The following is a 22,283-nucleotide window of genomic DNA, read 5'->3' as shown; positions in this document are numbered from 1 at the left end:
TCCGACCCTAACGCGGGTGTTCGCTGTGGGCGTTCCCGGGAGCGGCCGTGTGCCGGCCAGCGGCGGCGGGTACCGATCTAGAGTTGAGGTATGCGTGACCCCGGCGAACTGTTCGAGCTCAACCCGGCGCTGGAGGTCCCGGCGGGCCTCCCGCTGGTGGCCGGCCTGACGGGCTTCGCCGACGCGGGCTCCGGGGTGAGCCAGCTCGGAACCTACCTCCTCGGCACCCTCGACAGCGAGGTCGTCGCGACGTTCGATGCGGACATCCTGCTCGACTACCGCGCGCGCCGGCCGATCATCTACTTCGACCAGGACCACCTGACCGACTACCAGCCGGCGACGCTCAAGCTCTACCTGGCCTACGACGAGCTGCGTCAGCCGTTCCTGCTGCTGTCGGGCTTCGAGCCGGACTTCCGGTGGGAGGCGTTCACGGATGCGGTGCTCGGCCTGATCGAGCGCTTCCAGGTGAAGAGCATCACCTGGGTGCACTCCATCCCGATGCCCGTCCCGCACACCCGCCCGATCGGCGTGACCGTGAGCGGCAACCGTCAGGAGCTGATCGACTCCATGTCGATCTGGAAGCCGCACACGCAGGTTCCGGCCAACGCGCTGCACCTGCTCGAGTACCGCCTGCAGCAGCGCTCGTACCCGATCGCCGGCTTCATCCTGCTCATCCCGCACTACCTCGCCGACACCGAGTATCCGGCGGCCGCTGTCGCCGCGCTCGACTCGATCAGCGCGGCCACCGGGCTGATCTTCCCGACCGACCGGCTCCGCCAGGAGGACCGCGACTTCATCGCGAACATCGACGAGCAGGTCGCAGGCAACCCCGAGCTGGGTCGCCTGGTCGGGACGCTGGAGGAGCGGCACGACTCCTATATGGAGGACACGCAGCTCCGCTCGCCGCTGACCGACAGCGATGGCGAACTGCCGAGTGCGGATGAGATCGCGGCCGAGCTGGAGAACTTCCTGGCGTTCCGCCGCCACGGCGACGAGGAGAACGGGCGCGGGGAGCGCTGAGCGCACATGCCCGTCGGGGCGCCTGTATAGCCGGGCGTAGGATCGTTCGGTGAATTCTCGTCGTTCCTGGGTCGTCTACGGGATCGGCGTCTTCGCCTACCTGATCGCCGTCATGCAGCGCACCACGATCGGTGTCGCGGGCGTCGCGGCGACGGAGCGCTTCCACGTCTCGGCCTCCGTGCTCTCCACGCTGGCCGTCGTGCAGCTGATCGTCTACGCCGGCATGCAGGTGCCCGTCGGCGTGCTGATCGACCGCATCGGCTCCCGCGTCCTCATGCTGGTCGGCACCGCCCTCATGGTGGTGGGGCAGGTCGCCGTCGCGCTGGCGCCGAGCATCGCCATCGCGATCCTCGGGCGCATCCTCGTCGGGGCGGGGGATGCGACCGTCTTCACCTCTCTCATGCGGCTGGTCAACTCGTGGTTCCGCGGCCGCATCGTGCCGCAGCTGTCGCAGTGGATCGGCAACGTCGGCCAGCTGGGGCAGGTGCTGTCCGCCGTCCCGTTCGCGCTGCTCCTGCACCTGTCCGGCTGGACGGTCGCCTTCCTCTCCGCCGCGTCGCTCTCCGTCGTCGCCGTGATCGGCATCGCCGTGGGGGTCTCCGACCGTCCGGTCGGGGCGAGCGAGGGCCCGCGTCCCGCATCCTGGTCGGACTCTCTGCGGCAGCTGCGGATCAGCCTCGCCCGGCCGGGCACGCAGCTCGGGTTCTGGTCGCACTTCGTGACGCAGTCGTCGGGAACGGTGTTCAGCCTGATGTGGGGCATCCCGTTCCTGGTGTTCGCGCTGGGCATCCAGCCCGCGGCGGCGTCGGCGCTGCTCACCGTGCTCGTCGGAGCCGGGCTCGTCTCGGGGCCGATCCTCGGCATCCTGACCGCGCGCTTCCCGATGCGCCGCAGCAACATGGTGCTCGGCATCGTGGGGATGATGGCGGCGGCATGGACGCTCGTGCTGCTCTGGCCGGGTACGCCGCCCATGTGGACCGTCGTCGTGCTGATCGCGGCGATCGGCATCGGCGGGCCGGGGTCGCTGATCGGCTTCGACTTCGCGCGCACCTTCAACCCGCTCCACAGCCTCGGTTCGGCGAACGGCATCGTGAACGTCGGCGGGTTCCTGGCGAGCTTCGTCATGATGTTCCTCATCGGCGTCTCGCTCGACCTCCAGGCGCACGGGGCCGAGGGGGATGCGCAGCTCTACCAGCTGGACCACTTCCGCTGGGCGTTCGCCATCCAGTACGTCATCGTCGGCATCGGGGTCGGCTTCCTGGTGCACGCGCGCCGCCGCACGCGCCGCCGTCTGCGCGAGGACGAGGGAATAGAAGTGGCCCCGTTGTGGGTTGCACTCGTCGGAGCGTGGAGGAGGCGCGGCGGGCACGAAGCGCTGTAGGGGGCGATTCGCCGATCGTGGTCGGGGGGACGCGTGAGACGTGCAATAATTGATGTCTGGACCCATTCATGTCCCGGGGCCGGAGCATTCGACGATGCCCGGCGCTTCCACCCGGACTTGACTTGGGTCTTAGTAGTGTCCGCACGCAACCCTGAGCCAGGCTCGGCCGTCAGGATCCCGGCCCTCCTCCGCTTGGTATGAAAGGTGTTCACATGGCAACCCGTGCAGCAACGAAGACCCGCGATGCGGAGGTCGAGGTCGAGGAGACCGTGACCGTCGCCGCGGACGAGACGGCGAAGCCCGCCGCCAAGAAGACGGGCGCGAAGAAGACGACGGCGGCGAAGGCCCCCGCCAAGACGAAGGCGACCGCTGCGAAGAAGCAGACCGCCAAGGCGAAGGCCGACGACGACGAGGAGCTCGACGACGAGGCCGAGGTCGAGATCGACGAGGAGGACGTCGCCGACGAGGCGGAGGCCTCGGACGACACCGAGTCCGACGAGGCCGAGGCCGGCGAGACCGACTCCGACGACGCCGACGCCGACGCCGAGGGTGCTGTGCCCGCGGCCGTCGCTCCGGTCGAGATCCCCCTGCCGACCGACGCGCTCGTGCTGCGCGCGGTCGACGAGGAGGACGACATCCCCGTCTACTCGACGACGATCACCGGCGCCACCGCCGACCCGGTCAAGGACTACCTCAAGCAGATCGGAAAGGTCCCGCTGCTGAACGCGGCCGAAGAGGTCGAGCTCGCGATGCGGATCGAGGCGGGGCTGTTCGCCGAGGACAAGCTGGCCAACACGCCGAACCTCACCAAGGAGCTCGAGCGCGAGCTGAAGTGGGTCGCCCGCGACGGCCAGCGCGCGAAGAGCCACCTGCTCGGCGCCAACCTGCGACTCGTCGTGAGCCTCGCCAAGCGGTACACCGGCCGCGGCATGCAGTTCCTCGACCTGATCCAGGAGGGCAACCTGGGCCTCATCCGTGCCGTCGAGAAGTTCGACTACACGAAGGGCTTCAAGTTCTCCACCTACGCGACGTGGTGGATCCGCCAGGCCATCACCCGCGCCATGGCCGACCAGGCGCGCACCATCCGCATCCCGGTGCACATGGTCGAGGTCATCAACAAGCTGGCCCGCGTGCAGCGCCAGATGCTGCAGGACCTGGGCCGTGAGCCCACCCCCGAGGAGCTGTCGAAGGAACTCGACATGACCCCGGAGAAGGTCATCGAGGTGCAGAAGTACGGTCGCGAGCCCATCTCGCTCCACACCCCGCTGGGTGAGGACGGCGACAGCGAGTTCGGCGACCTGATCGAGGACACCGAGGCGGTCGTGCCGGCCGACGCGGTCGGCTTCACCATGCTGCAGAAGCAGCTGGAGAGCCTGCTCGACTCGCTGTCGGAGCGCGAGGCGGGCGTGATCCGCATGCGCTTCGGCCTCGGCGACGGCATGCCGAAGACGCTCGACCAGATCGGCGACACCTTCGGCGTGACGCGTGAGCGCATCCGCCAGATCGAGTCGAAGACGATGGCGAAGCTGCGTCACCCGTCGCGTTCGCAGTCGCTGCGCGACTACCTCGAGTAAACCGGTGCGCTACCGACTGGCGGTCGTCGCCGGCCGCCTCGCCCGCTGGCTGCTGCGCCTGCGGGGAGGCGGCTCCGCGGTCCCCGGCCGTGTCGCACTGGCCATCGCGCCGAAGTTCCTGGAGCGCGCGGTCAGCCGGCTTCCGCTCGGCGTCGTGTTCGTGTCCGGTTCGAACGGCAAGTCCACGACGACGAACATGCTCACCGCGATCCTGCGCGAGCACGGCCTGGATGTCTTCACCAACCCGTCCGGCGGCAACCTCCCGCAGGGCATCGCGTCCGCGCTGCTCGCGGACGTGCCGCTCGACGGCTACGTGCGCGGCGACGTCGGCGTGATCGAGGTCGACGAGGCGTACGGCGTCGACCTGGCGCGCGTGCTCAAGCCGCGCGGGTCGCTGCTGCTGAACGTGCAGATCGACCAGCTGAACCGCTTCTTCGAGCCCACCCGGGTGATCGGGATGCTGCGCTCGATCGCCGAGGGCTCGTCCGAGTTCGTCGTCGTGAACGCCGACGACGACAGCCTGGCGCGCGTCGGCGCCGAGCTGGCCGCGCAGGGGACCGACGTCACGACGTTCGCCGTCGCGCCGTCCATCATCGAGTCGTCGCCGAATGGCCTCGCCAACGTCAAGGACCTGACCGGATCCGACACCGGCGGCCTGCCCATCCCGTCGGTGATCGTCAGCAAGCTGGAGGTGCAGAGCGCCCAGCTGACCATCGACGGCGAGAACATCCGCATCGGTCTGCCAGCGCGCGGCCTGCACTACGCGGTGGATGCGGCGGGCGCGACGGCGATGGCCCGCCGGGTGCTGGGCGACCGCTTCGAGGCGCACAACGTGGTGGCCGCGATGGCGGCGCTGCGAACCGTCTACGGGCGCGGCGAGACGCTGAAGGTCGGCGACGAGGACGTCGAGATCATCATGATGAAGAACCCGCCGAGCCTGCAGCTCAACCTGGACTACCTCGCGGAGTCGCCGGAGCAGGTGTTCGTCGCGGTCGACGAGGGTACGCCCGACCCGTCCTGGGTCTACGACATCGATCTCTCGAAGCTGAGCCACGTGGATGTGGTGTCCGGCACCAAGGCGTGGCAGTTCGCGACGCGGTTCGCCTACGCCGGCATCGAGGTCGATCAGGTGCTGCCCGAGCTGAAGCCCGCACTGCAGGCGTTCCTCACGCTGCCGAAGCCCGCGCGGGGGACCAAGACCATGATCGTCAACTACGAGCAGATGATGCTGATCCGCAAGCAGCTCGGCTTCCTCGACCTGGAGGGCGGCGAGCGATGACCGTGCTGCGCATCCTGCACCTCTACCCGGCCGAGCTCGGCATCAACGGCGACGCGGGCAACGTGCTCGCCCTGACGGAGCGCGCCCGCTGGCGCGGCATCGAGACCGAGGTGGTGCACCATACGGTCGGCGCGGAGCTTCCCGCCGCGGTCGACATCGTGCACATCGGCTCGGGGCCGCTCTCGGGTCAGCGCGCCGTGCACGAGGACGTACTGCGCATCGCACCGCGCCTGCGCGACTGGCAGAGTGCCGGCGTTCCGTTCGTCGCGATCGCCGGCGGCTGGCAGCTGCTGGGCACCGGGCTCGAGACGCCGGACGGCGAGCTGCTCGCCGGGGCGGGCGTCTTCCCGACCCGGGCGGCGCTCGGCGCGAAACGGCACGTCGGCGAGGTGGTCGTGCGCCTGGCGGACGGCTCGACCGTCGCCGGTTTCGAGAACCACTCCGCGCGCACGGTGCTGGACGGCGCCGAGCCGCTGGGCCGCGTGGTCAGCGGGTCGGGCAACGGCGACGGCACGGAGGGTGTGGTCGTCGGATCGTCGATCGGCACGCACCTGCACGGTCCGCTGCTGCCGATGAATCCGGTGCTGGCCGACCGGCTGTTGAGCGCGGCCCTGCGCGGCGAGCTCGCGCCGGTGCCGCAGACGGAGCGCGTCGACCGGTACGCGACGAACGCGCGCCGGGCGATCGCCGACCGTCTCGGCGTCTCGCTCTAGCGCTCCGTCCTTCCGCCGAGTGGTGACATGATGTCGCCACTCGACGCCCGTCGCGACATGATGTCACCACTCGTCGGATCCGTCAGTTCACGTAGACGCGGGGCACGCGCGCCGCGACGCCGGTGATCATCTCGTCCGCGATCGTCTCGGCCCAGTCGGCGTACTTCTCCGCCGTCGGCTCGCCGTCGGTCCCGGGGCCGAAGAGGATGGCCGTGTCGCCGACCTCGACGCGGTGCGGTCCCGCATCCACCAGCATCGTGTCCGCCTCGACGGCGATCACCGGGCAGCGCCGGCCGTTCAGCTGGATGGACGTCTTGGCGATGCCGAGCGTCGGCACGCCGTCGGCCCAGCCGATCGCGAGCCGGGCGTGCGTGGTGCCGCCGACGTGCACCTCGGTGACCGGCGCCTCCAACCGCATCGCGGGGATGAGACCGAGCTCGGCGCCCGTCGATTCGTCGAAGGGCGAGAAGCCGTACGCGGCGATGCCGAAGCGCACGAAGTCGAAGCGGGCCTCCGGCATCCGGATGCCCGCGGAGCTGGCCGCCAGGTGCAGCACCTCGAACCGCGCTCCGAGCGACTCCGCCTCGGCGACAGCGTCGCGGAATTCCGCCAGCGCGGCCTGGTCGTCGGCGATCGACGCGTCGGCCAGGTGCGACCAGGCGGCGCGGACGCGGACGATCCCGCGGCGCTCCAGGTCGAGCGCTGCCTGCACCAGACCCGGCCACTGTTCGCGGGTGGCTCCGTTGCGGCTGAGGCCCGTGTCCACCTTGAGGTGCACGACGGCCGGACGGTCCGCTCCCGCGGCCTCGATCGCATCCAGCTGCCATTGCGCCGAGACGCCGAGCTCGATGTCGGCCTCGATGCCGGCGCGCCAGTCGGTTTTGCGGCCGTGCAGCCAGGCGAGGATGGGGACCGTCACGCCCGCGTGGCGCAGGATGAGCCCCGCGGGGATCTCGAGCACGGCCAGCGAGGTGGCTCCGGCCTGGAGGCCGGCTTCGGCGACGGGCAGGAGGCCATGACCGTAGGCGTCGGCCTTCACCGCGAGCATCGTCTCGGCGGGGGCGATCAGCCGGGTGAGGTGCGCGACGTTGTGACGCAGCGCGGCCAAGTCGATGACGGCGCGGGGGAGCGGCTCGGCGACGGCGTCCACGATGGTCATGCGGGCGTCCTCATCCGTTGTAGGTCCTCTCGATGCGTCGACCCAGCCGGCTGGTGATCACGGGGGCGGCGATGCCGATCGCATCCGCCCAGTCCAGCACGGTCGGCTCGCCTCGTGCCGGGTCGCCGAACAGCACGACCGGGTCGCCCGGCTGGGCGGAGTCGTCGTGGATGTCGACCACGAACTGGTCCATCGCCATCCGGCCGGTGATCCGGCCCGTCGTCGCGCCGACCTTCACCGGCGCCTTGTTCGAGGCGACGCGCAGGATGCCGTCGGCGTAGCCCAGGGCGACCAGGACGAGAGTGCTCGGACCGGCGGTGCGGTACGTGTACCCGTAGGAGACCCCGCGGTCGGCGGGAACCCGCTTCACGGCGATGACCTCGCCCTCCAGGCGCATCGCCGGGGCGGTCGGATGCGCGGGGTCGAGGCCGAACAGCTCCGGTCCGAGGTAGCCGTTCTCCTCCACGGCCGACGCATTGCCGACGACGGCGACCTGCACGGGCAGCCCTTCGTCGGCGATCGCGGCCGCGTCCTCCACCCGTGATACGAGAAAACCGCCGACCCCCGCATCCGTCAGCGCACGAGCGACGGGGATGAGCCCGTGGCCGTACGCGTCGGCGCGGAGATCGGCGGTGCAGTCGGGGAGCGACGAGGTGGCGGATGCTGCCGTCGAGCGGATGACCTGAAGATCGACGTGTGCGCGTCTGCGCACACCGGTCTTGTTCGTCATCCTCCGGTCAGCCTCGCCCTTCGCCGGCGCAGCGCGTCAGGCGCGCTGCTCTTCGAACAGGCGAGCCGTCTCGTCATGCCAGCTGTGGGCGATCTGAGAGAGCTTCTCCTGGTGCTTCTTGCCGTGGTGCGCGCAGAACAGCAGCTCGCCGTTGTTCACGACGACCCTGATGTATGCCTGTGCGCCGCAGCTGTCGCAACGGTCCGCGGCCGTCAGTTGCGGCCCCGATGCGAGCTCGTCAACGGCCCCGTTCTCCGAGGTGAGTGTCGACATGTGATGCTCCTTCCGTCGCAACCGGTGAACTCGGTACGTCTATAGAACCACGGATAGTCGGCAACCAGGCGCGTGTTGGCTGCTATTTCGCTCAACGCGTAGCCTCCCGCGGCGCCGCATGTCGGTGACCGAGGGCGCGTCGCGCGGCACGTACGCTTGGAGGCAGAGCCGCGCGTCCGCACCCGGGGCGCGCGCACGCGATCCTTGAAGGAGCGACCCGTGGCGAGTTCGGACTATTCGGCCAGGCACCTCTCGGTGCTCGAGGGGCTGGAGGCCGTCCGCAAGCGCCCGGGCATGTACATCGGCTCCACCGACTCCCGCGGTCTCATGCACTGCCTCTGGGAGATCATCGACAACTCGGTCGATGAAGCGCTCGCGGGGCACGGCACGGCGATCGACGTCATCCTGCACGCCGACGACAGCGTCGAGGTGCGCGACCAGGCCCGCGGAATCCCCGTCGACATCGAGCCGAAGACGGGCCTCTCCGGTGTGGAGGTCGTCTTCACGAAGCTGCACGCCGGCGGCAAGTTCGGCTCCGGCTCGTACGCGGCCTCCGGAGGTCTGCACGGCGTCGGCGCGTCGGTGGTGAACGCGTTGTCCGAGCGCCTCGATGTCGAAGTCGACCGCGACGGCAAGATCTGGGCCATGTCGTTCCACCGCGGCGAGCCCGGTATCTTCGACGACGGCGACGGGGCGCCCAGCCCCGACAACCCGTTCCGCCCGTTCGTCAGCGGCAGCGAGCTCCGCGTCGTCGGGAAGGTGAAGAAGGGGGTCACCGGCACGCGCATCCGCTACTGGGCCGACCGCCAGATCTTCACCAAGGGGGCGGAGTTCTCCACCGACGACCTGGTCGGGCGCGCGCGGCAGACGGCGTTCCTCGTCCCCGGCATCGCGATCTCCATCGACGACCAGCGGCCCGGCGCGGCCGGCGGCGAGCCCGCGGGGCTGACCACCTTCCGCTACGAGGGCGGCATCTCGGAGTTCGTCGACTTCCTGGCGCCCGACAGCCCCATCACCGACACCTGGCGTCTGACCGGCGAGGGGCACTTCACCGAGACGGTTCCCGTGCTCTCGGATTCCGGCGCGATGGTGCCGACCGAGTTGAAGCGCGACTGCCAGGTCGACATCGCGCTGCGCTGGGGCACCGGCTACGACACGGTCATGCGCAGCTTCGTCAACATCATCGCCACGCCGAAGGGCGGCAGTCACCAGGCCGGCTTCGACCAGGGGATGCTCAAGTTCCTGCGCCAGCAGGTGGAGCAGAACGCGCGCCGTCTGAAGGCTGGCAACGACAAGCTGGAGAAGGACGACGTGATGGCTGGCCTCACCGCCGTGCTCACCGTGCGCCTCCCGGAGCCGCAGTTCGAAGGTCAGACCAAGGAGATCCTCGGCACGCCCGCGGTGCGCGCCATCGTGGCGAACGTCGTGCAGAAAGCGATGGCCGAACGCTTCGGATCGTCGAAGCGCGACGACAAGGCGCAGTCGGCCCTCGTGCTCGACAAGGTCGTCGCCGAGATGAAGTCGCGCATCTCCGCCCGGGCCCACAAGGAGACGCAGCGGCGCAAGAACGCGCTGGAGACGTCATCCCTCCCGGCGAAGCTCGTCGACTGCCGCTCCAACGACGTCGCGAACAGCGAGCTGTTCATCGTCGAGGGCGACTCCGCCCTGGGCACCGCCCGGCGGGCGCGCGACAGCGAGTACCAGGCGCTGCTGCCCATCCGCGGCAAGATCCTCAACGTGCAGAAGGCGTCCATCTCGGACATGCTGTCGAACGCCGAGTGCGCGGCCATCATCCAGGTCATCGGGGCGGGCTCCGGCCGCAGCTTCGACCTGTCGGTGGCCCGCTACGGCAAGGTCATCATCATGTCGGATGCGGATGTCGACGGCGCGCACATCCGCACGCTGCTGCTCACCCTGTTCTTCCGCTACATGCGGCCGATGATCGAGGAGGGGCGCGTCTTCGCCGCGGTGCCCCCGCTGCACCGCGTGGTCGTCGTCAATCCCGGCTCGAAGCCCAACGAGACGATCTACACGTACTCGGAGGCCGAGCTGCAGGCGGTGCTCGCCGACCTCAAGAAGCGGAACCGCCGCTACCAGGAGCCGATCCAGCGCTACAAGGGACTCGGCGAGATGGATGCGGACCAGCTCGCGACGACCACGATGGATCGCGCCCACCGCACACTGCGGCGGGTGCGCGTCCCGGATGCCGAGGCGGCGAACCGCGTCTTCGAACTGCTGATGGGCAACGACGTCGCCCCGCGCAAGGAGTTCATCATCGCGGGCGCCGACGACCTCTCCCGCGCCCGCATCGACGCCTGACCGCTCGTCGCGGGACGCGGCGCCGCGGCCGCAACAGCGGAGGAGTCCGGGCGCTCGCGTCGCCCGAAGCTCCTCCGTTCCCTGCCGGGTCCCGGCGTGTCGGCTACGTTCTCCTCCCTTTCCGGCGCCGCGCAGAAGCCGAGGAGCCTACCGCCGCCGCAACGCGGGTCGTCCGCGGACGGAGGACCCCGCATCCTCACGACCCCGAACTCCTCCGTTTCCCCCACCCGCGAGTACGCGAAGATTGCACGCTCATAGCGGTCGGAGCGTGCAAAGTTCGCGGACTCGCCGGTGGCCGACGTGCGGGGGTGCGAGGTGCGGGGCGCGCGGTGCGGTGGGCGGTAGGGCTGGGCGTCGGCGGTCAGGCGATGCGGCGGCCGATGGAGCCGACGACGGTGTCGAGCGGCGTGCCGGAGCCGTCGCGACGCGAACCGCCCTCGGGGAGCGTGCGCGACGCACCGTCCGGCGCGACGGCCAGCGCGGGACCGCGGCCTGCCCACGCCAGCACGAGTTCGCTCTCTCCCTTGAGGAACCGCTGCGCCCGCACTCCGCCGGTCGCGCGTCCCTTCGCCGGGAACTCCGCGTAGTCGCTCACCTTCGCCGTCCCCGGGTCCGCGCCGGGCAGGGTGGCGTCGCTCGCGGCGATCGTCGCCACGACCGCCTCGTCGGCGTCGGCCGCCGCGACGGCCCCGAAGAAGATCACCCGTGCGTTGCCGCCGAGGTTGATGCCCGCCATGCCGCCCGCGGCGCGACCCTGCGGGCGCACCGTCGAGGCGCCGAACCGCAGCAGCTGCGCGTCGCTCGAGACGAACACGAGCTCGTCCGCATCCGTCACCGTCGCAGCTCCCACGACCTCGTCGCCGGCCTTGAGCGTGATGATCTCGAACTCGGGCTTGTTCGCCCAGTCGCCGGCCGCGACGCGCTTGACGACGCCCTGCTTCGTGCCGAGGGCGATCGTGCCTGTGGACTCCGGGTCGAGGGATGCGAGCGCGAGGATGCGTTCCTTCTTGTCCGTGAGCGCCAGGTAGTCGCCGATGCGCACTCCGGCGCCGAGCTGGATGGAGTTGGCCGGCACCGCGGGGAGGTCGACGGGGGAGAAGCGGATCAGCCGCCCCGTGCTCGTGACCGCGCCGATCTCGCTGCGGCTCGTCGTGTCGAGCTGCGACAGGATCGCGTCGTGCTTGCTGCGCCGCGCCGGTGGCTGGATGCGATCGAGCCCGCCTTCCGCGCCCTCGGCCCCGGGCACCGCATCCACGCGCAGGATGCGCCCGGTGGTGGAGAGGAAGACGCGTGTGGGCACATCCGCCACTTCGAGCTGCACCGTCATCGCCTTGCTGCGCGATGCGCTCGCGATCGACGGCTTAGCCTCGGTGAGCAGCGTGCGACGCGGCGTTCCGAAGGTCGCGGCCACCCGCTCCAGCTCGTCCGACACCAGGTCGTTGATGCGCTGGCGCGACGAGAGCAGCGTCTCCAGCTCTTCGATCTCGGCGCGCAGCTGGTCGCGCTCGGTCTCGAGCTCGATCCGGCTGAACTTCGTCAGGCGCCGCAGCCGCAGCTCGAGGATGTAGTCGGCCTGCAGCGTGCTCAGGTCGAAGACCTGCATCAGCCGGCCGCGCGCCTGCTCCGTGTCGTCGGAGGTGCGGATGACCTGGATGACCTCGTCGATGTCGAGGATCGCGATCAGCAGCCCCTCGACGAGGTGCAGCCGCTCCTTCCTCCGGGCGAGGCGGAACTGCGACCGCCGGGTGACCACGCTGACGCGGTGGTCGAGATAGACCTGCAGCAGCTCCTTTAGTCCCAGTGTCTGCGGGCCGCCGGCGACGAGGGCGACGTTGTTGATCGCGAAGCCCTCTTCGAGGGGGTGTACCGGTAGAGCTGCTCGAGCACCGCCTCCGGGCTGAACCCGGTCTTGAGGCCGATGACGAGCCGCAGCCCGTGCTGGCGGTCGGAGAGGTCGGTGACGTCGGAGATGCCGTTGAGCTTCTTGGCGTTGACGCCGTCCTTGATCTTCTCGATCACCTTCTCGGGGCCGACCATGTACGGCAGCTCGGTGACGACCAGGCCGCTCTTGCGGGCGGTGATGGATTCGACCGTCACCTTGGCGCGCATCCGGAAGCTGCCGCGTCCGGTCGCGTAGGCGTCGCGCACGCCGGCGAGTCCGGCGATGGTGCCACCGCCGGGCAGGTCGGGGCCGGGGACGTAGGCCATCAGATCGTCGAGGGAGGCGTCCGGGTTCTCGAGCAGGTGCCGTGCGGCGCCGACGACCTCGATGAGGTTGTGCGGCGCCATGTTGGTGGCCATGCCGACCGCGATGCCGCTGGCGCCGTTGACCAGGAGGTTGGGGAAGGCCGCGGGCAGCACATCCGGCTGCATCAGCTGGTTGTCGTAGTTGGGCACGAAGTCGACGACGTCCTCGTCGAGGTCCTCCGTCATGGCGAGGGCCGCGGCGGCGAGACGCGCCTCGGTGTAGCGTGCGGCGGCGGGACCGTCGTCGAGGGAGCCGAAGTTGCCGTGCCCGTCGACCAGCGGAACGCGGAGGGTGAAGTCCTGCGCCATGCGGACGAGCGCGTCGTAGATCGCGCTGTCGCCGTGCGGGTGCAGCTTTCCCATCACCTCGCCGGTGACACGCGCCGACTTGACGTGCCCGCGGTCGGGCCGGAGGCCCATCTCGGTCATCATGTACAGGATGCGGCGCTGCACCGGCTTCAGCCCGTCGCGGGCGTCGGGCAGCGCTCGGGAGTAGATCACCGAGTAGGCGTATTCGAGGAACGACCCCTGCATCTCGGTCGTGACGTCGACGTCTTCGATGCGTTCCGTCGTGGCGGCGGGCTGGTCGTCTGCTGGTGTCATTCGTGCATTCTGCGCTGTGCGTCCGGGGGAGGGGCGGGCGGCCCGGATGGCTGTGCCAGACTGGGCCGGATGCCACCCATGCTACCGGCCGCGTTCACCACCCGAGCGAGCCTCGCCACGGTTCTGCCGAGTTCGCTCGCCGCGCTCACGGGCGCCGGGAACGACCTGGGGCTGCCGCGGCTGGAGCATGTCGTCGTCATCGTCGTCGACGGCCTCGGGGCCGCGGCGTTGCGGGCGCGATCCGGTCACGCACGCACGCTCGCGCCGATGCTCGGCAAGACGACCACGATCGACGCGGGCTTCCCGACCACCACGGCCGCCGCTCTCGCCACCCTGACCACGGGCACGACGCCCGGCGAGCACGGGATGGTCGGCTACCGCGTGCGCGACGCCGCCGGCCGCCTGACCAACCAGCTCTCCGGCTGGGACGAGCGGATGGATCCGGCCACCTGGCAGCGCTCCCGCACGGTCTTCGAGCGCGCGACCGAGCAGGGGGTCCGTGCGCGGGCGATCGGGCTGCCCAAGTTCGACGGCTCGGGCTTCACGGAGGCCGTGCTGCGCGGCGCGGAGTTCCTCGGAGTGCAGTCGCTGAGCGCGCGGTTCGACGCGGCCGCCGACATCGCGGCCGCGCCCGGCCCGGGCCTCACCTATCTCTATGTGCCCGAACTCGACACGCTCTCGCACGCCCGCGGCTGGGAGTCCTCCGACTGGACGGCCGCGCTCGAGACCCTGGATGCGCTGGTCGCCGCGTTCGCGCGCGGACTGGGCCTGGGTCGGGGAGCCCTTCTGACCGCCGACCACGGTGCGGTGGATGTGCCCGAGAGCGGCCACATTCTGTACGACACCGCCCCGGAACTACTGGAGGGAGTGGCCGACGTCGCGGGGGAGCCCCGCCTGCTGCATCTCTATCTCGACGACGGGGTCTCGGCGACGGCTGTGGCCGAGCGCTGGCGCGACGCCGAAGCCGACCGGTCCTGGGTCGCCACTCGCGCCGAGGCGACGGAGGCCGGCTGGTTCGGCCCGGCGGTCGACCCCGAGGTCGCTCCGCGCATCGGGGACGTCCTGGTCGCCGCCCGCAAACGCATCGCGTACTACGACGGCCGCGATCCGCAGCGCACCGGCCGCAACATGATCGGCCAGCACGGTTCGCTCACGCCGGAGGAGACGCGGGTTCCGCTCCTGCGGTTCGGCGCGGCAGGCTGAGCTCGGCTGTGACCGGGCGCGGCGTGTGCGCCGTCGCGGTCGGCGGCGCGGCATCCACCGGCGCGGACCTGCTGGGGCGGAACCGCTGCACCCAGTACGCGAGACCGCGCCCCGGCCCCCAGTTCTTCAGCGACATGGCGCGGCTCTCGACGAAGCGCCAGCTGAGCCACGAGAGCGTGAGGACGATGATGGCGGCCCCGAGGATCATCGGGACGACGCCGAGCTTGTAGAGGCCGAAGTAGGCCAGCGTCTGCTGCACGGGGAAGGCGTACAGGTAGACGCCGTAGGAGATGTCGTTCTGCTGCCCGACTTTGCGGAGCCGACCGGGGACGGCGGAGCCGAGCCAGAGGATGAAGTACACGCCGGCCGGGACGCCGATGACGCCGTAGCCGCCGTTCAGCAGCGTCCAGACGAGCACGAGGCCGGCGGCGATACCGAAGCGCGCGTTCATCGGGATCGACCGCGAGTAGACCGCGAAGGCGGCGCCCACGGCGAAGGGATACCCCAGGTAGCAGAACTGGATGCTCCCGAGCGGGGGAAGACGGTCGCCATCGTCGCCGGGCTGACCAGGTTGACGACCTGGGCGACGAAGAACACGGCCGCCACGACGACGACCACGGGACGCGCCTTGGTCAGCACCCCGGCGATCAGCAGCAGGCCGATCATCACGTAGCAGTCCCACTCGTAGCCGAGGGTCCACATGGAGCCGTTGATGACGCTGGCGTGCGTCTTCTGGCCGTACGGAGTGGTGTTCTGGAAGATGTCGAGGATGCCCCAGGTGGTGCCGTGCAGGTTCCAGTTGGCGGCGAGGTAGTGCCAGGGGCTCTCGCCGGAGCGGGCGAAGTACGCGGGCAGGGAGTGGCCGTCCAGCGACCAGATGATCGGTCCGAGCACCAGCGCCGACAGCAGCAGGACGAGGAGGAACGCGGGGAAGATGCGCAGCACCCGGCGCCAGGCGAACTGCATCACGTCGGCGGACATCCCGCTCTTGGTGATCAGGTAGCCGCTGATCGCGAAGAAGCCGGCGACGGAAAGCGTGCCCAGGTTGGCCTGGCCGCGGGTGATCCCGTCCCCGGGGTCGTGGCCGAAGCCGCCCAGCGGGAAGGTGTGCGAGACCAGCACCGCCAGTGCGAGGACGAGGCGGATCAGGCCGAGCGCGTTGTCGTGGCCGCGCAGGGCAGAACTGATCGTCCGTGCAGGGTCGACTGAAAACATTCTCACAGGCTAGAGGATGAGCCGGCGAAACGTGGTATCGACACCGCGCGTGCGGCTAGGCCAGGTCGTCGTCCGTGCGTGCGCCGAACACGATCTCATCCCAGCTCGGCATGGAGGCGCGGCCCTTCTTGCGGGCCGACGGCTGGGGGCCGGAGTCGTTCGAGGGCGCGGAGGGGCTCGACGGCGTGGCGTTCGACGGCGTGGCGTTCGACGGTGCCGGCGGAGCCGGCACGTCCAGCGGAAGGGGAGGCTGCTCAACCACCGGACGACGGTCTTCCACGGCCCGGAACGGCGACGGCGCGGGGGCCGGCGTGCTCTGCTGCGGCGGCTCGACCGGGTGCTCCGCGGCGACGGGAGCCTCGAAGGGCGCCCGCCGGTCGTCGTAGTTCGCGGCCTCTCGCTCTCCGCGGCGGCGGCGCAGCGCCTCCAGCAGGTCGGCCGTCTGGTGCAGGTCGCGCGGCGCACCGTCGTCGGCTCGCTTGATCGCGGAGACGGCGATCGAGTTGTTGGCGCCGGGGATGCGACCCTGCGGCAGCGGTTCGATCGGCGTCGTGATCTCGGGCCCGAGCAGGTCGACGCTCGGCGCGGGGAACGTGAAGGCGCCGCTGTCGAAGCGGGAGTTGTCGGGTTCCTCGTTGGGCAGCACGGCGCGCAGGCGCGGGATGAGCGCGCCGCCGCGCAGCTCGCCCGCCTGCGAGAGCGTGGTCGCCTCCGAGTTGAGCGGGGCGAGGGAGTGCTTGCGGGCGTCGTACGACCAGCGCGCGTCGTGGTCGATGGTGTCCGCGGTGAACTCGAGCTTCACGATCCAGCCGGTCTCGCTGTCCTTCCAGCTCGCCCAGCGCTCGCCGGCCACGCCGAGAGAGGCCAGGCGGTCGCGGATGACGCTGCCGAACGTCTCGGCCTCGCCGAGCGGATCGACCGCATCCGTGGTGTGGACCGGCACGCTGAGCGCGCTCGCGACGATGTGCTCGCGCTCCGCGATGATCGGACCCTCGAACCGCTGCACGTACTCGAGCGGCGCGCCGGTGACCGCCGCGACGTCCTCTGCGGACATCCCGGAGCGGATGTGCGCCTGCACTTCGCGCGGGGAGAGTTTGGGGGCGTCGGCCGGCGTCTCCTGACGCACCTGCCGCACTTTCGACTGCAACGCTTCGTCGACGGCGATGCGGAAACGCTCACCGTCGTCGCCGACGGCGACGAGTGCGCCGTTCTCGACCCCGATGACCTTCAGATCCTGCATGTGGATTGCCTTCCGAGCTCGTTCGTTAGGCCTCAGGATCGCACGCGGCGGAAGGCATTCCGGGGAATACCGCGGGCGTGCCGGAAGTTGCACACCGAGCAATGCTGAGAGGCTCCTGCGTGGTTTTGCTATTCGGGGGCGATTGATGCAAACTATGGCCGCCGATTGCGAGAATCGGCCGTTACGACGAGAAGTGGATGGGCATGGCAACGGATTACGACGCACCGCGGAAGACCGAGGACGACTCCGAGTCGATCGAGGCCCTCAAGGAGCGTGTCCCGGACAAGATGTCGGGGGTCGTGGACGTCGAAGACGCCGACAACCCCGGCGGATACGAGCTCCCCGGTGCCGACCTCTCCGACCTCGACCTCGACGTCGTGGTGCTGCCTCCCCAGGCCGACGAGTTCACCTGTGTGAACTGCTTCCTGGTGAAGCACCGCTCCCAGATCGACCACGAGACGAAGCTCGGGCCGATCTGCGTGGAGTGCGCCGCCTGACGTCGGCCGACTAGGAACTGAGGCGAGCCTCATCGAGAACCCGGACCAGCTGGTCCGGGTTTCTTGTTGAGAGCAGCCAGTAGGGGGCCGGGTCGTCCTGGTCGAGCACGGGGATCTTCACGACCGGCTTGATCCACCCGCGGATGAGCAGCCAGGCACGAGCATCCAGCCGCAGTCCGCGCTCCTGCGTCGCCTCGTCGCCGCGGTACGCCGTCGCGTCGCCGACCAGGGCGAGCGGGATGCGCGCGTGCCCCGCGATCAGCTCCTCCTTCGTCACGCGGATGACCGGCGCCGTCGTGATCAGGAAGACCGCCCAGGCGACATAGACGACGACCGCCAGGACGACGCCGACGGTCAGGTTGATCGGCGCGAAGACGAGCATGATGGCCGGGATCACGAGCAGGGTGGAGATGAACAGCCAGGGGGTCGCCCACAGCCGCTCTCGGTACAGGTCCATGCCCCCTATTCGATCAGACTTCTGCACTAGCCTCGACACGTGACCGATACCGTCGACGTGCCGATCCTCGCCGAGTTCCCTCCCGCGTACGCGCACCCGGGCGACGCCGGCGCCGACCTGTCCGCCGCCGAGGCCGTGGTGCTCGGGCCCGGCGAGCGCTACACCATGCCGACCGGTGTCTCGATCGCCCTGCCCGACGGCTACGCCGCCTTCGTCGTGCCGCGCAGCGGGCTGGCCATGCGGCACGGCATCACGATCGTCAACGCGCCGGGCACGGTGGATGCGGGCTACCGCGGCGAGATCAGGGTGACCCTCCTCAACACGGACAGGTCGATGCCGTACGATATCGCCGTCGGCGACCGGATCGCCCAGCTGATCGTCATGCCGGTCACGCGAGCCCGGTTCATCCCCGTCGACACCCTCCCGGACAGCCACCGCGGCACCGCGGGCTTCGGCTCGTCCGGGTACACCGTGACTGAGGCAGGAGAACACGCGTGAGCGACACCAGCGACACCTCTCGGGGGTCCGACGAGGGCGCAGAGCTCGAGCAGCGCGACGGGGACGCGCTCGAGGCCGGGGCGGACGAGTTCGCCAAGTCGGCGCCGGAGGACCGCGCGACGGAGGGTCCGCTCGACGAGAGCGAGGCGAACCCGGTGCGTCCGTACGTCGACCTCGGCGGCGTGAAGATCCTGCCGCGCGAGGGCCTGCACCTGCGCCTCGAGGTGGAGGAGGAGACGCAGCGCGTCGTCGCCGTCGGGCTCGACTACGCCAACTCGACCCTGCAGGTGCAGCCGTTCGCCGCTCCGCGCTCGACCGGGCTGTGGCACGAGATCCGCGAGCAGATCACCGACCAGATCCAGCGCCAGGGCGGCCGGGTGTCGGAGCGCGACGGCGCCTTCGGGCCCGAGCTCGTCGCCGAGATCCCCGTCGCCGCGCCGCAGGGCGGGGCCGTCGAGACGCGCGTCGCGCGCTTCGTCGGCGTCGACGGCCCGCGCTGGTTCCTCCGCGGTGTCATCGCGGGCGACGCGGCTGTGCAGCCGGAGGCGGCGGCGCTGGTCGAAGACCTCTTCCGCAGCATCGTCGTGGTCCGCGGCTCGGTTCCGATGCCGCCGCGCGACCTCATCCCGCTCCGGATGCCGGCTGCACCGGCCGCGGGCGCCGAGAACGACTACTCCTCTCTCTAGGGCGCACGCATGACCGATCAGGACCGCCCGGACCCGAAGCCGGAGGGCGAGGCGCCCGCCGGGTCGCCCGCGCCCGGCCTCGGCGACAGCATCGCCGCGGCCGCCCGCCGCTCGGGCCTCGGCCAGCTGGCCGAAAGCGACACGTCGACCGGTGCTGCGCTGCTCGGCGCGCTCGGCGGCGTCCGGGGGCTGTGCGAGACGATCCTGCCCGGGCTGGTCTTCCTCGTCCTCTTCACCTTCACGCAGAACGTCCCGCTCTCCATCGGCTGCTCGGTCGCCGTCGCGATCGTCTTCACGGTGGCGCGCATCGTCGGCAAGACGCCCGTCACCCAGGCCATGGCCGGTCTCATCGGCGTCGGCGTCTCGGCGATCCTGGCCCTGATCACCGGGCGCGGCGAGGACAACTTCCTGCTCGGAATCTGGACCAACGCCGCCTACGCGGCCGGCATCCTGATCTCGATGCTGATCCGCTGGCCCGTGATCGGCATGGCCGCCGGGTACCTGATGGGCGACGGCGTCGCGTGGCGCCGCGACAAGCGCACGTTCCGCATCATGCAGGCGCTGACGTTCCTCTGGTTCCTGCTCTTCGCCGCGCGTCTGCTGGTGCAGGTCCCCCTGTATCTCGCACACACGGACGCCGCGACGAGCGCGCTCGCCGTCACCAAGCTGCTGATGGGCGTGCCGCTTTATGCGCCGCTGCTGCTCGTCACCTGGTTCGTCGTGAAGGGTCAATTCCCGCAGAAGCCCGTCACGAACCAGCGCCGGACCACGTCCGAATAGGTAAGAGCGTCAGGCGGAGGGGGACGGATGCTGGAGGCGACACGTGACGGGCTGACGGCCGCCCAGGTCGCCCAGCGCGTCGCCGACGGCCGGGTCAACACGCAGACCCAGCCCAGCTCGCGGTCGCTCGGCGACATCCTGCGCGAGAACATCTTCACGCTGTTCAACGGCATCCTCACCGCCTGCTTCGTCGTCGTGCTGCTGCTCGGCGACCTCCGCGACGGGTTCTTCTTCGGAATCGTCGTCGTGAACGCGCTGATCGGCATCGTCCAGGAGTACCGCGCGAAGCGCGTGCTCGACCGTGCCGCTCTGCTGGCGGCGCCGCACAGCCGCGTGCGGCGCGACGGCGAGGTCGTCACCGTTCCTCTCGCGGAGGTCGTGCTCGACGACCTGCTCGTGCTGCGTCCGGGCGACCAGGTGCCCGCCGACGGGCTGGTCGTCGAGAGCACCGGGCTGTCGCTCGACGAGTCGATGCTGACCGGCGAGTCGGACCCGGTGTTCAAAGACGAGGACGCGCCGCTGCTGTCGGGGTCGCACGTGGTCACCGGCACGGGCCTGGCCGTCGTCACGGCGGTCGGCGCCGACTCGTACGCCAGCCGGCTCACCAGCGAGATCCGCAAGCACTCCCTGGTGCGGTCGGAGCTGCGCGAGGCGACCAACCGCATCCTGGTCTACCTCTCCTGGGTGCTGGGGCCGCTCATCCTGATCACACTGGTCGGCCGCGTCTTCACCTACGGCGGCTTCGCCGAGATCTTCGTCGACCAGCGCTGGCGGCGCGCCCTGCTCGACGCGGTGGCCGCGGTGGTCGGCATGATCCCCGAGGGACTGGTGCTGCTGACCAGCCTCGCCTTCGGCGTCGCGGCGATCCAGCTGGCGACCCGCAAGGTGCTGGTGCAGGAGCTCGCGGCGGTCGAGGTGCTCGCGCGCGTCGACGTGCTGTGCCTCGACAAGACGGGCACGCTGACGACGGGCGAGCTCGCCCTGCACGGCATCGAGCGGCTCGACGGCGGTGTGGATGCGGGGCTCGCCGAGATCGCGCTGGCCGCCTTCGGATCCGACGAGGCGGGCAACGCCACCTCGGGCATCCTGGGGTCGAACTTCCGGAGCGATCGGTTCCGGGTCGTCCGGCGCATCCCGTTCAGCTCGGCGACGAAGTACAGCGCGCTCGCGATGACCGTCGACGGGGAGGAGAGCTCCTGGGTGCTCGGCGCGCCGGAGCGCGTGCTCGCGGCCCATCCCGAGGCGCTCGCGCGCGCCACCGAGCTCGCGGCGTCGGGGCTGCGCACGCTGGCGCTCGCCCGCGCGGTCGACCCGCTGCCGGCGGAGGTGCACGTCCCACTCGCCGGGACGCGGGTCGACCCGGCCCTGCTGGTGCTGCTCGCGGAGACGCTGCGACCGGAGGCGCACGACACCCTCGCGTACTTCGAAGAGCAGGCGGTGCGGGTGGTCGTCATGTCGGGCGACAATCCGGTCACCGTCGCGGCCATCGCACGCGACCTCGAACTGCAGGGCGACGCGGTGGACGCATCCACTCTGACCACCGACGAGGAGCTCGCGGAGGCCCTGGAACGGGCGAGCGTGCTCGGACGGGTGAGCCCCGACCAGAAGCGCGCGGCGGTGCGGCTGCTGAAGGAGCGCGGGCGCACGGTCGCGATGACCGGCGACGGCGTCAACGACGCGATGGCCGTGAAGGACGCGGACCTCGGCATCGCGATGGGCACCGGCACCGCGGCGACGAAGGCCGTGTCGCGCGTCGTGCTGCTCGACGACAGATTCGACCGACTTCCCGACGTGCTGGCCTCCGGCCGGCGGGTGATCGCGAACGTCGAGCGCGTGTCCAACATCTTCCTGGCGAAGACGACCTACGGCATCCTGCTCGCCCTGGTCAGCGCGCTGCTGCTGTGGCCGTTCCCGTTCCTGCCGCGTCAGCTGACGCTGGTCTCGTCGCTGGCGATCGGCATCCCCTCCTTCTTCCTGGCGCTCGCGCCCAACAAGCGCATCTACACGCCGGGCGTGCTCGGCCGTGTGCTGAGGTACTCCATCCCCACCGGCCTCATCGCCGGGCTGACCGCGATCGTCGCCTACGCGCCGCTCTACCGCAGCATCCCGCTGCACGAGGCCCGGAGCGTCACGACCGTGGCCCTGTTCGTGGTCTCGCTCTGGATCCTGTGCGTGCTCACCCGGCCGCTCACCGGGATGCGCTGGCTGCTGCTCGCCGCGGTGGCGGCCGCGTTCGCGCTGGTCTGCATCGTCCCGTTCACCGCCGCCTTCTTCGAGATGCATCTGCGGCTGGATGCGGCCCTCGCCTGGGGTCTCGCTGTCGGGGCCGTCGGAGCCGCCGGGGTGGAACTGTTCTACCGCTTCGCGAAGCGGCGCGGCCTGGTCTTCGACCGCCTGTGAACGTGGTAG

19 protein-coding genes and 1 pseudogene are annotated in these 22,283 nt (G+C 70.4%); 12 read left to right on the top strand and 8 right to left on the bottom strand.

From position 1 onward, the window contains the following. Window positions 1-90: 90 nt before the first annotated feature. The 5 genes from ACQ86M_RS07760 to ACQ86M_RS07740 all read left to right on the top strand — a co-directional run bounded on the left by ACQ86M_RS07760 (window position 91) and on the right by ACQ86M_RS07740 (window position 5,967). A complete protein-coding gene (locus tag ACQ86M_RS07760) occupies window positions 91-1,020 on the top strand; it encodes a proteasome assembly chaperone family protein (RefSeq protein ID WP_431218175.1) in 930 nt (309 codons plus the stop codon). A gap of 49 nt (window positions 1,021-1,069) precedes the next feature. Beyond that, a complete protein-coding gene (locus ACQ86M_RS07755) occupies window positions 1,070-2,401 on the top strand; it encodes an MFS transporter (RefSeq protein ID WP_431247635.1) in 1,332 nt (443 codons plus the stop codon). A 212-nt stretch (window positions 2,402-2,613) separates the two neighbouring features. Further along, window positions 2,614-3,975: an RNA polymerase sigma factor gene (locus ACQ86M_RS07750; protein ID WP_431247634.1), complete on the top strand. Its 1,362-nt coding sequence runs from the start codon at window positions 2,614-2,616 to the stop codon at window positions 3,973-3,975. Window positions 3,976-3,979: 4 nt separating this feature from the next. Next, window positions 3,980-5,254 (top strand): MurT ligase domain-containing protein, encoded by a 1,275-nt coding sequence (locus ACQ86M_RS07745; protein WP_431247633.1) that lies wholly within the window; start codon window positions 3,980-3,982, stop codon window positions 5,252-5,254. After that, on the top strand, window positions 5,251-5,967 hold the full coding sequence (locus ACQ86M_RS07740; RefSeq protein WP_431247632.1) for a type 1 glutamine amidotransferase: 717 nt from the start codon (window positions 5,251-5,253) through the stop codon (window positions 5,965-5,967). The genes ACQ86M_RS07745 and ACQ86M_RS07740 overlap by 4 nt, the downstream gene beginning before the upstream one ends. Window positions 5,968-6,049: 82 nt before the next feature. Here ACQ86M_RS07740 and ACQ86M_RS07735 read toward each other — a convergent pair whose 3' ends face one another. Genes ACQ86M_RS07735 through ACQ86M_RS07725 form a run of 3 tightly spaced genes read right to left on the bottom strand, consistent with a single transcriptional unit; the run spans window position 6,050 to window position 8,129 of the window. Beyond that, complete coding sequence (locus ACQ86M_RS07735; protein ID WP_431247631.1) at window positions 6,050-7,126, bottom strand: alanine racemase; 1,077 nt, start codon at window positions 7,124-7,126, stop codon at window positions 6,050-6,052. A 10-nt stretch (window positions 7,127-7,136) separates the two neighbouring features. Continuing rightward, window positions 7,137-7,856 (bottom strand): alanine racemase C-terminal domain-containing protein, encoded by a 720-nt coding sequence (locus tag ACQ86M_RS07730; RefSeq protein ID WP_431247630.1) that lies wholly within the window; start codon window positions 7,854-7,856, stop codon window positions 7,137-7,139. Between the two features lie 36 nt (window positions 7,857-7,892). Further along, window positions 7,893-8,129, bottom strand: coding sequence for a DUF7455 domain-containing protein (locus tag ACQ86M_RS07725; protein WP_018191296.1), 237 nt, complete (start codon window positions 8,127-8,129; stop codon window positions 7,893-7,895). Window positions 8,130-8,348: 219 nt separating this feature from the next. On the opposite strand from ACQ86M_RS07725, the gene ACQ86M_RS07720 reads away from it, so the two are divergent. Further along, window positions 8,349-10,448: a DNA gyrase/topoisomerase IV subunit B gene (locus tag ACQ86M_RS07720; RefSeq protein ID WP_431247629.1), complete on the top strand. Its 2,100-nt coding sequence runs from the start codon at window positions 8,349-8,351 to the stop codon at window positions 10,446-10,448. A 748-nt stretch (window positions 10,449-11,196) separates the two neighbouring features. On the opposite strand, the pseudogene ACQ86M_RS07715 reads toward ACQ86M_RS07720, so the two are convergent. Continuing rightward, a pseudogene (locus ACQ86M_RS07715) lies at window positions 11,197-13,124 on the bottom strand (DNA gyrase/topoisomerase IV subunit A); the annotation flags it as partial. Between the two features lie 252 nt (window positions 13,125-13,376). Between ACQ86M_RS07715 and ACQ86M_RS07710 the strand changes: the two are divergent. Beyond that, window positions 13,377-14,501, top strand: a complete 1,125-nt coding sequence (locus ACQ86M_RS07710; protein ID WP_431247863.1) for an alkaline phosphatase family protein — start codon at window positions 13,377-13,379, stop codon at window positions 14,499-14,501. Here the strand turns inward: ACQ86M_RS07710 and ACQ86M_RS07705 are convergent. Genes ACQ86M_RS07705 through sepH form a run of 3 tightly spaced genes read right to left on the bottom strand, consistent with a single transcriptional unit; the run spans window position 14,449 to window position 16,956 of the window. Then, entirely contained in the window at window positions 14,449-14,991 is a 543-nt protein-coding gene (locus ACQ86M_RS07705; protein WP_431247628.1) for an acyltransferase family protein, read from the bottom strand. The genes ACQ86M_RS07710 and ACQ86M_RS07705 overlap by 53 nt on opposite strands. Next, entirely contained in the window at window positions 14,949-15,716 is a 768-nt protein-coding gene (locus tag ACQ86M_RS07700) for an acyltransferase family protein (protein WP_431247627.1), read from the bottom strand. Before ACQ86M_RS07700 ends, ACQ86M_RS07705 begins: the two co-directional genes overlap by 43 nt. A 55-nt stretch (window positions 15,717-15,771) precedes the next feature. Beyond that, complete coding sequence (gene sepH / locus ACQ86M_RS07695; RefSeq protein WP_431247626.1) at window positions 15,772-16,956, bottom strand: septation protein SepH; 1,185 nt, start codon at window positions 16,954-16,956, stop codon at window positions 15,772-15,774. Window positions 16,957-17,159: 203 nt separating this feature from the next. Here sepH and ACQ86M_RS07690 point away from each other — a divergent pair, with 203 nt between their 5' ends. Next, complete coding sequence (locus tag ACQ86M_RS07690) at window positions 17,160-17,453, top strand: DUF4193 domain-containing protein (protein WP_026307201.1); 294 nt, start codon at window positions 17,160-17,162, stop codon at window positions 17,451-17,453. 10 nt (window positions 17,454-17,463) lie between these two features. Here the strand turns inward: ACQ86M_RS07690 and ACQ86M_RS07685 are convergent, their stop codons facing one another. Beyond that, entirely contained in the window at window positions 17,464-17,910 is a 447-nt protein-coding gene (locus ACQ86M_RS07685) for a DUF3093 domain-containing protein (RefSeq protein ID WP_431247625.1), read from the bottom strand. Window positions 17,911-17,949: 39 nt separating this feature from the next. Here ACQ86M_RS07685 and dut point away from each other — a divergent pair, with 39 nt between their 5' ends. From dut to ACQ86M_RS07665, 4 genes are read left to right on the top strand one after another with little or no spacing between them, the layout of a single operon-like run. Next, window positions 17,950-18,408, top strand: a complete 459-nt coding sequence (gene dut, locus ACQ86M_RS07680; RefSeq protein ID WP_431218163.1) for a dUTP diphosphatase — start codon at window positions 17,950-17,952, stop codon at window positions 18,406-18,408. Continuing rightward, the gene (locus tag ACQ86M_RS07675; RefSeq protein WP_431247624.1) at window positions 18,405-19,094 is read left to right on the top strand and encodes a DUF3710 domain-containing protein; all 690 of its coding nucleotides are present in this window, start codon (window positions 18,405-18,407) and stop codon (window positions 19,092-19,094) included. The genes dut and ACQ86M_RS07675 overlap by 4 nt, the downstream gene beginning before the upstream one ends. A gap of 9 nt (window positions 19,095-19,103) precedes the next feature. Further along, complete coding sequence (locus tag ACQ86M_RS07670; protein ID WP_431247623.1) at window positions 19,104-19,874, top strand: DUF3159 domain-containing protein; 771 nt, start codon at window positions 19,104-19,106, stop codon at window positions 19,872-19,874. Between the two features lie 27 nt (window positions 19,875-19,901). Further along, a complete protein-coding gene (locus tag ACQ86M_RS07665; protein WP_431247622.1) occupies window positions 19,902-22,274 on the top strand; it encodes an HAD-IC family P-type ATPase in 2,373 nt (790 codons plus the stop codon). Window positions 22,275-22,283 lie beyond the last annotated feature (9 nt).

The organism is Leifsonia xyli subsp. cynodontis, assembly GCF_050632205.1.
GTDB lineage: Bacteria > Actinomycetota > Actinomycetes > Actinomycetales > Microbacteriaceae > Leifsonia > Leifsonia xyli_D.
Note: the sequence above shows the minus strand (reverse complement) of the source record. Positions and strands in the feature narration are given on the sequence as shown.

Excerpts from the sequence above, each read along its gene's own strand:
- ACQ86M_RS07760 (WP_431218175.1), top strand. The coding sequence starts at position 91 with ATGCGTGACCCCGGCGAACTGTTCGAGCTCAACCCGGCGCTGGAGGTC.
- ACQ86M_RS07750 (WP_431247634.1), top strand. The coding sequence starts at position 2,614 with ATGGCAACCCGTGCAGCAACGAAGACCCGCGATGCGGAGGTCGAGGTC.
- ACQ86M_RS07740 (WP_431247632.1), top strand. The coding sequence starts at position 5,251 with ATGACCGTGCTGCGCATCCTGCACCTCTACCCGGCCGAGCTCGGCATC.
- ACQ86M_RS07735 (WP_431247631.1), bottom strand. The coding sequence starts at position 7,126 with ATGACCATCGTGGACGCCGTCGCCGAGCCGCTCCCCCGCGCCGTCATC.
- ACQ86M_RS07730 (WP_431247630.1), bottom strand. The coding sequence starts at position 7,856 with ATGACGAACAAGACCGGTGTGCGCAGACGCGCACACGTCGATCTTCAG.
- ACQ86M_RS07725 (WP_018191296.1), bottom strand. The coding sequence starts at position 8,129 with ATGTCGACACTCACCTCGGAGAACGGGGCCGTTGACGAGCTCGCATCG.
- ACQ86M_RS07710 (WP_431247863.1), top strand. The coding sequence starts at position 13,377 with ATGCTACCGGCCGCGTTCACCACCCGAGCGAGCCTCGCCACGGTTCTG.
- ACQ86M_RS07700 (WP_431247627.1), bottom strand. The coding sequence starts at position 15,716 with ATGTTTTCAGTCGACCCTGCACGGACGATCAGTTCTGCCCTGCGCGGC.
- sepH (WP_431247626.1), bottom strand. The coding sequence starts at position 16,956 with ATGCAGGATCTGAAGGTCATCGGGGTCGAGAACGGCGCACTCGTCGCC.
- ACQ86M_RS07690 (WP_026307201.1), top strand. The coding sequence starts at position 17,160 with ATGGCAACGGATTACGACGCACCGCGGAAGACCGAGGACGACTCCGAG.
- ACQ86M_RS07685 (WP_431247625.1), bottom strand. The coding sequence starts at position 17,910 with ATGGACCTGTACCGAGAGCGGCTGTGGGCGACCCCCTGGCTGTTCATC.
- ACQ86M_RS07670 (WP_431247623.1), top strand. The coding sequence starts at position 19,104 with ATGACCGATCAGGACCGCCCGGACCCGAAGCCGGAGGGCGAGGCGCCC.
- ACQ86M_RS07665 (WP_431247622.1), top strand. The coding sequence starts at position 19,902 with ATGCTGGAGGCGACACGTGACGGGCTGACGGCCGCCCAGGTCGCCCAG.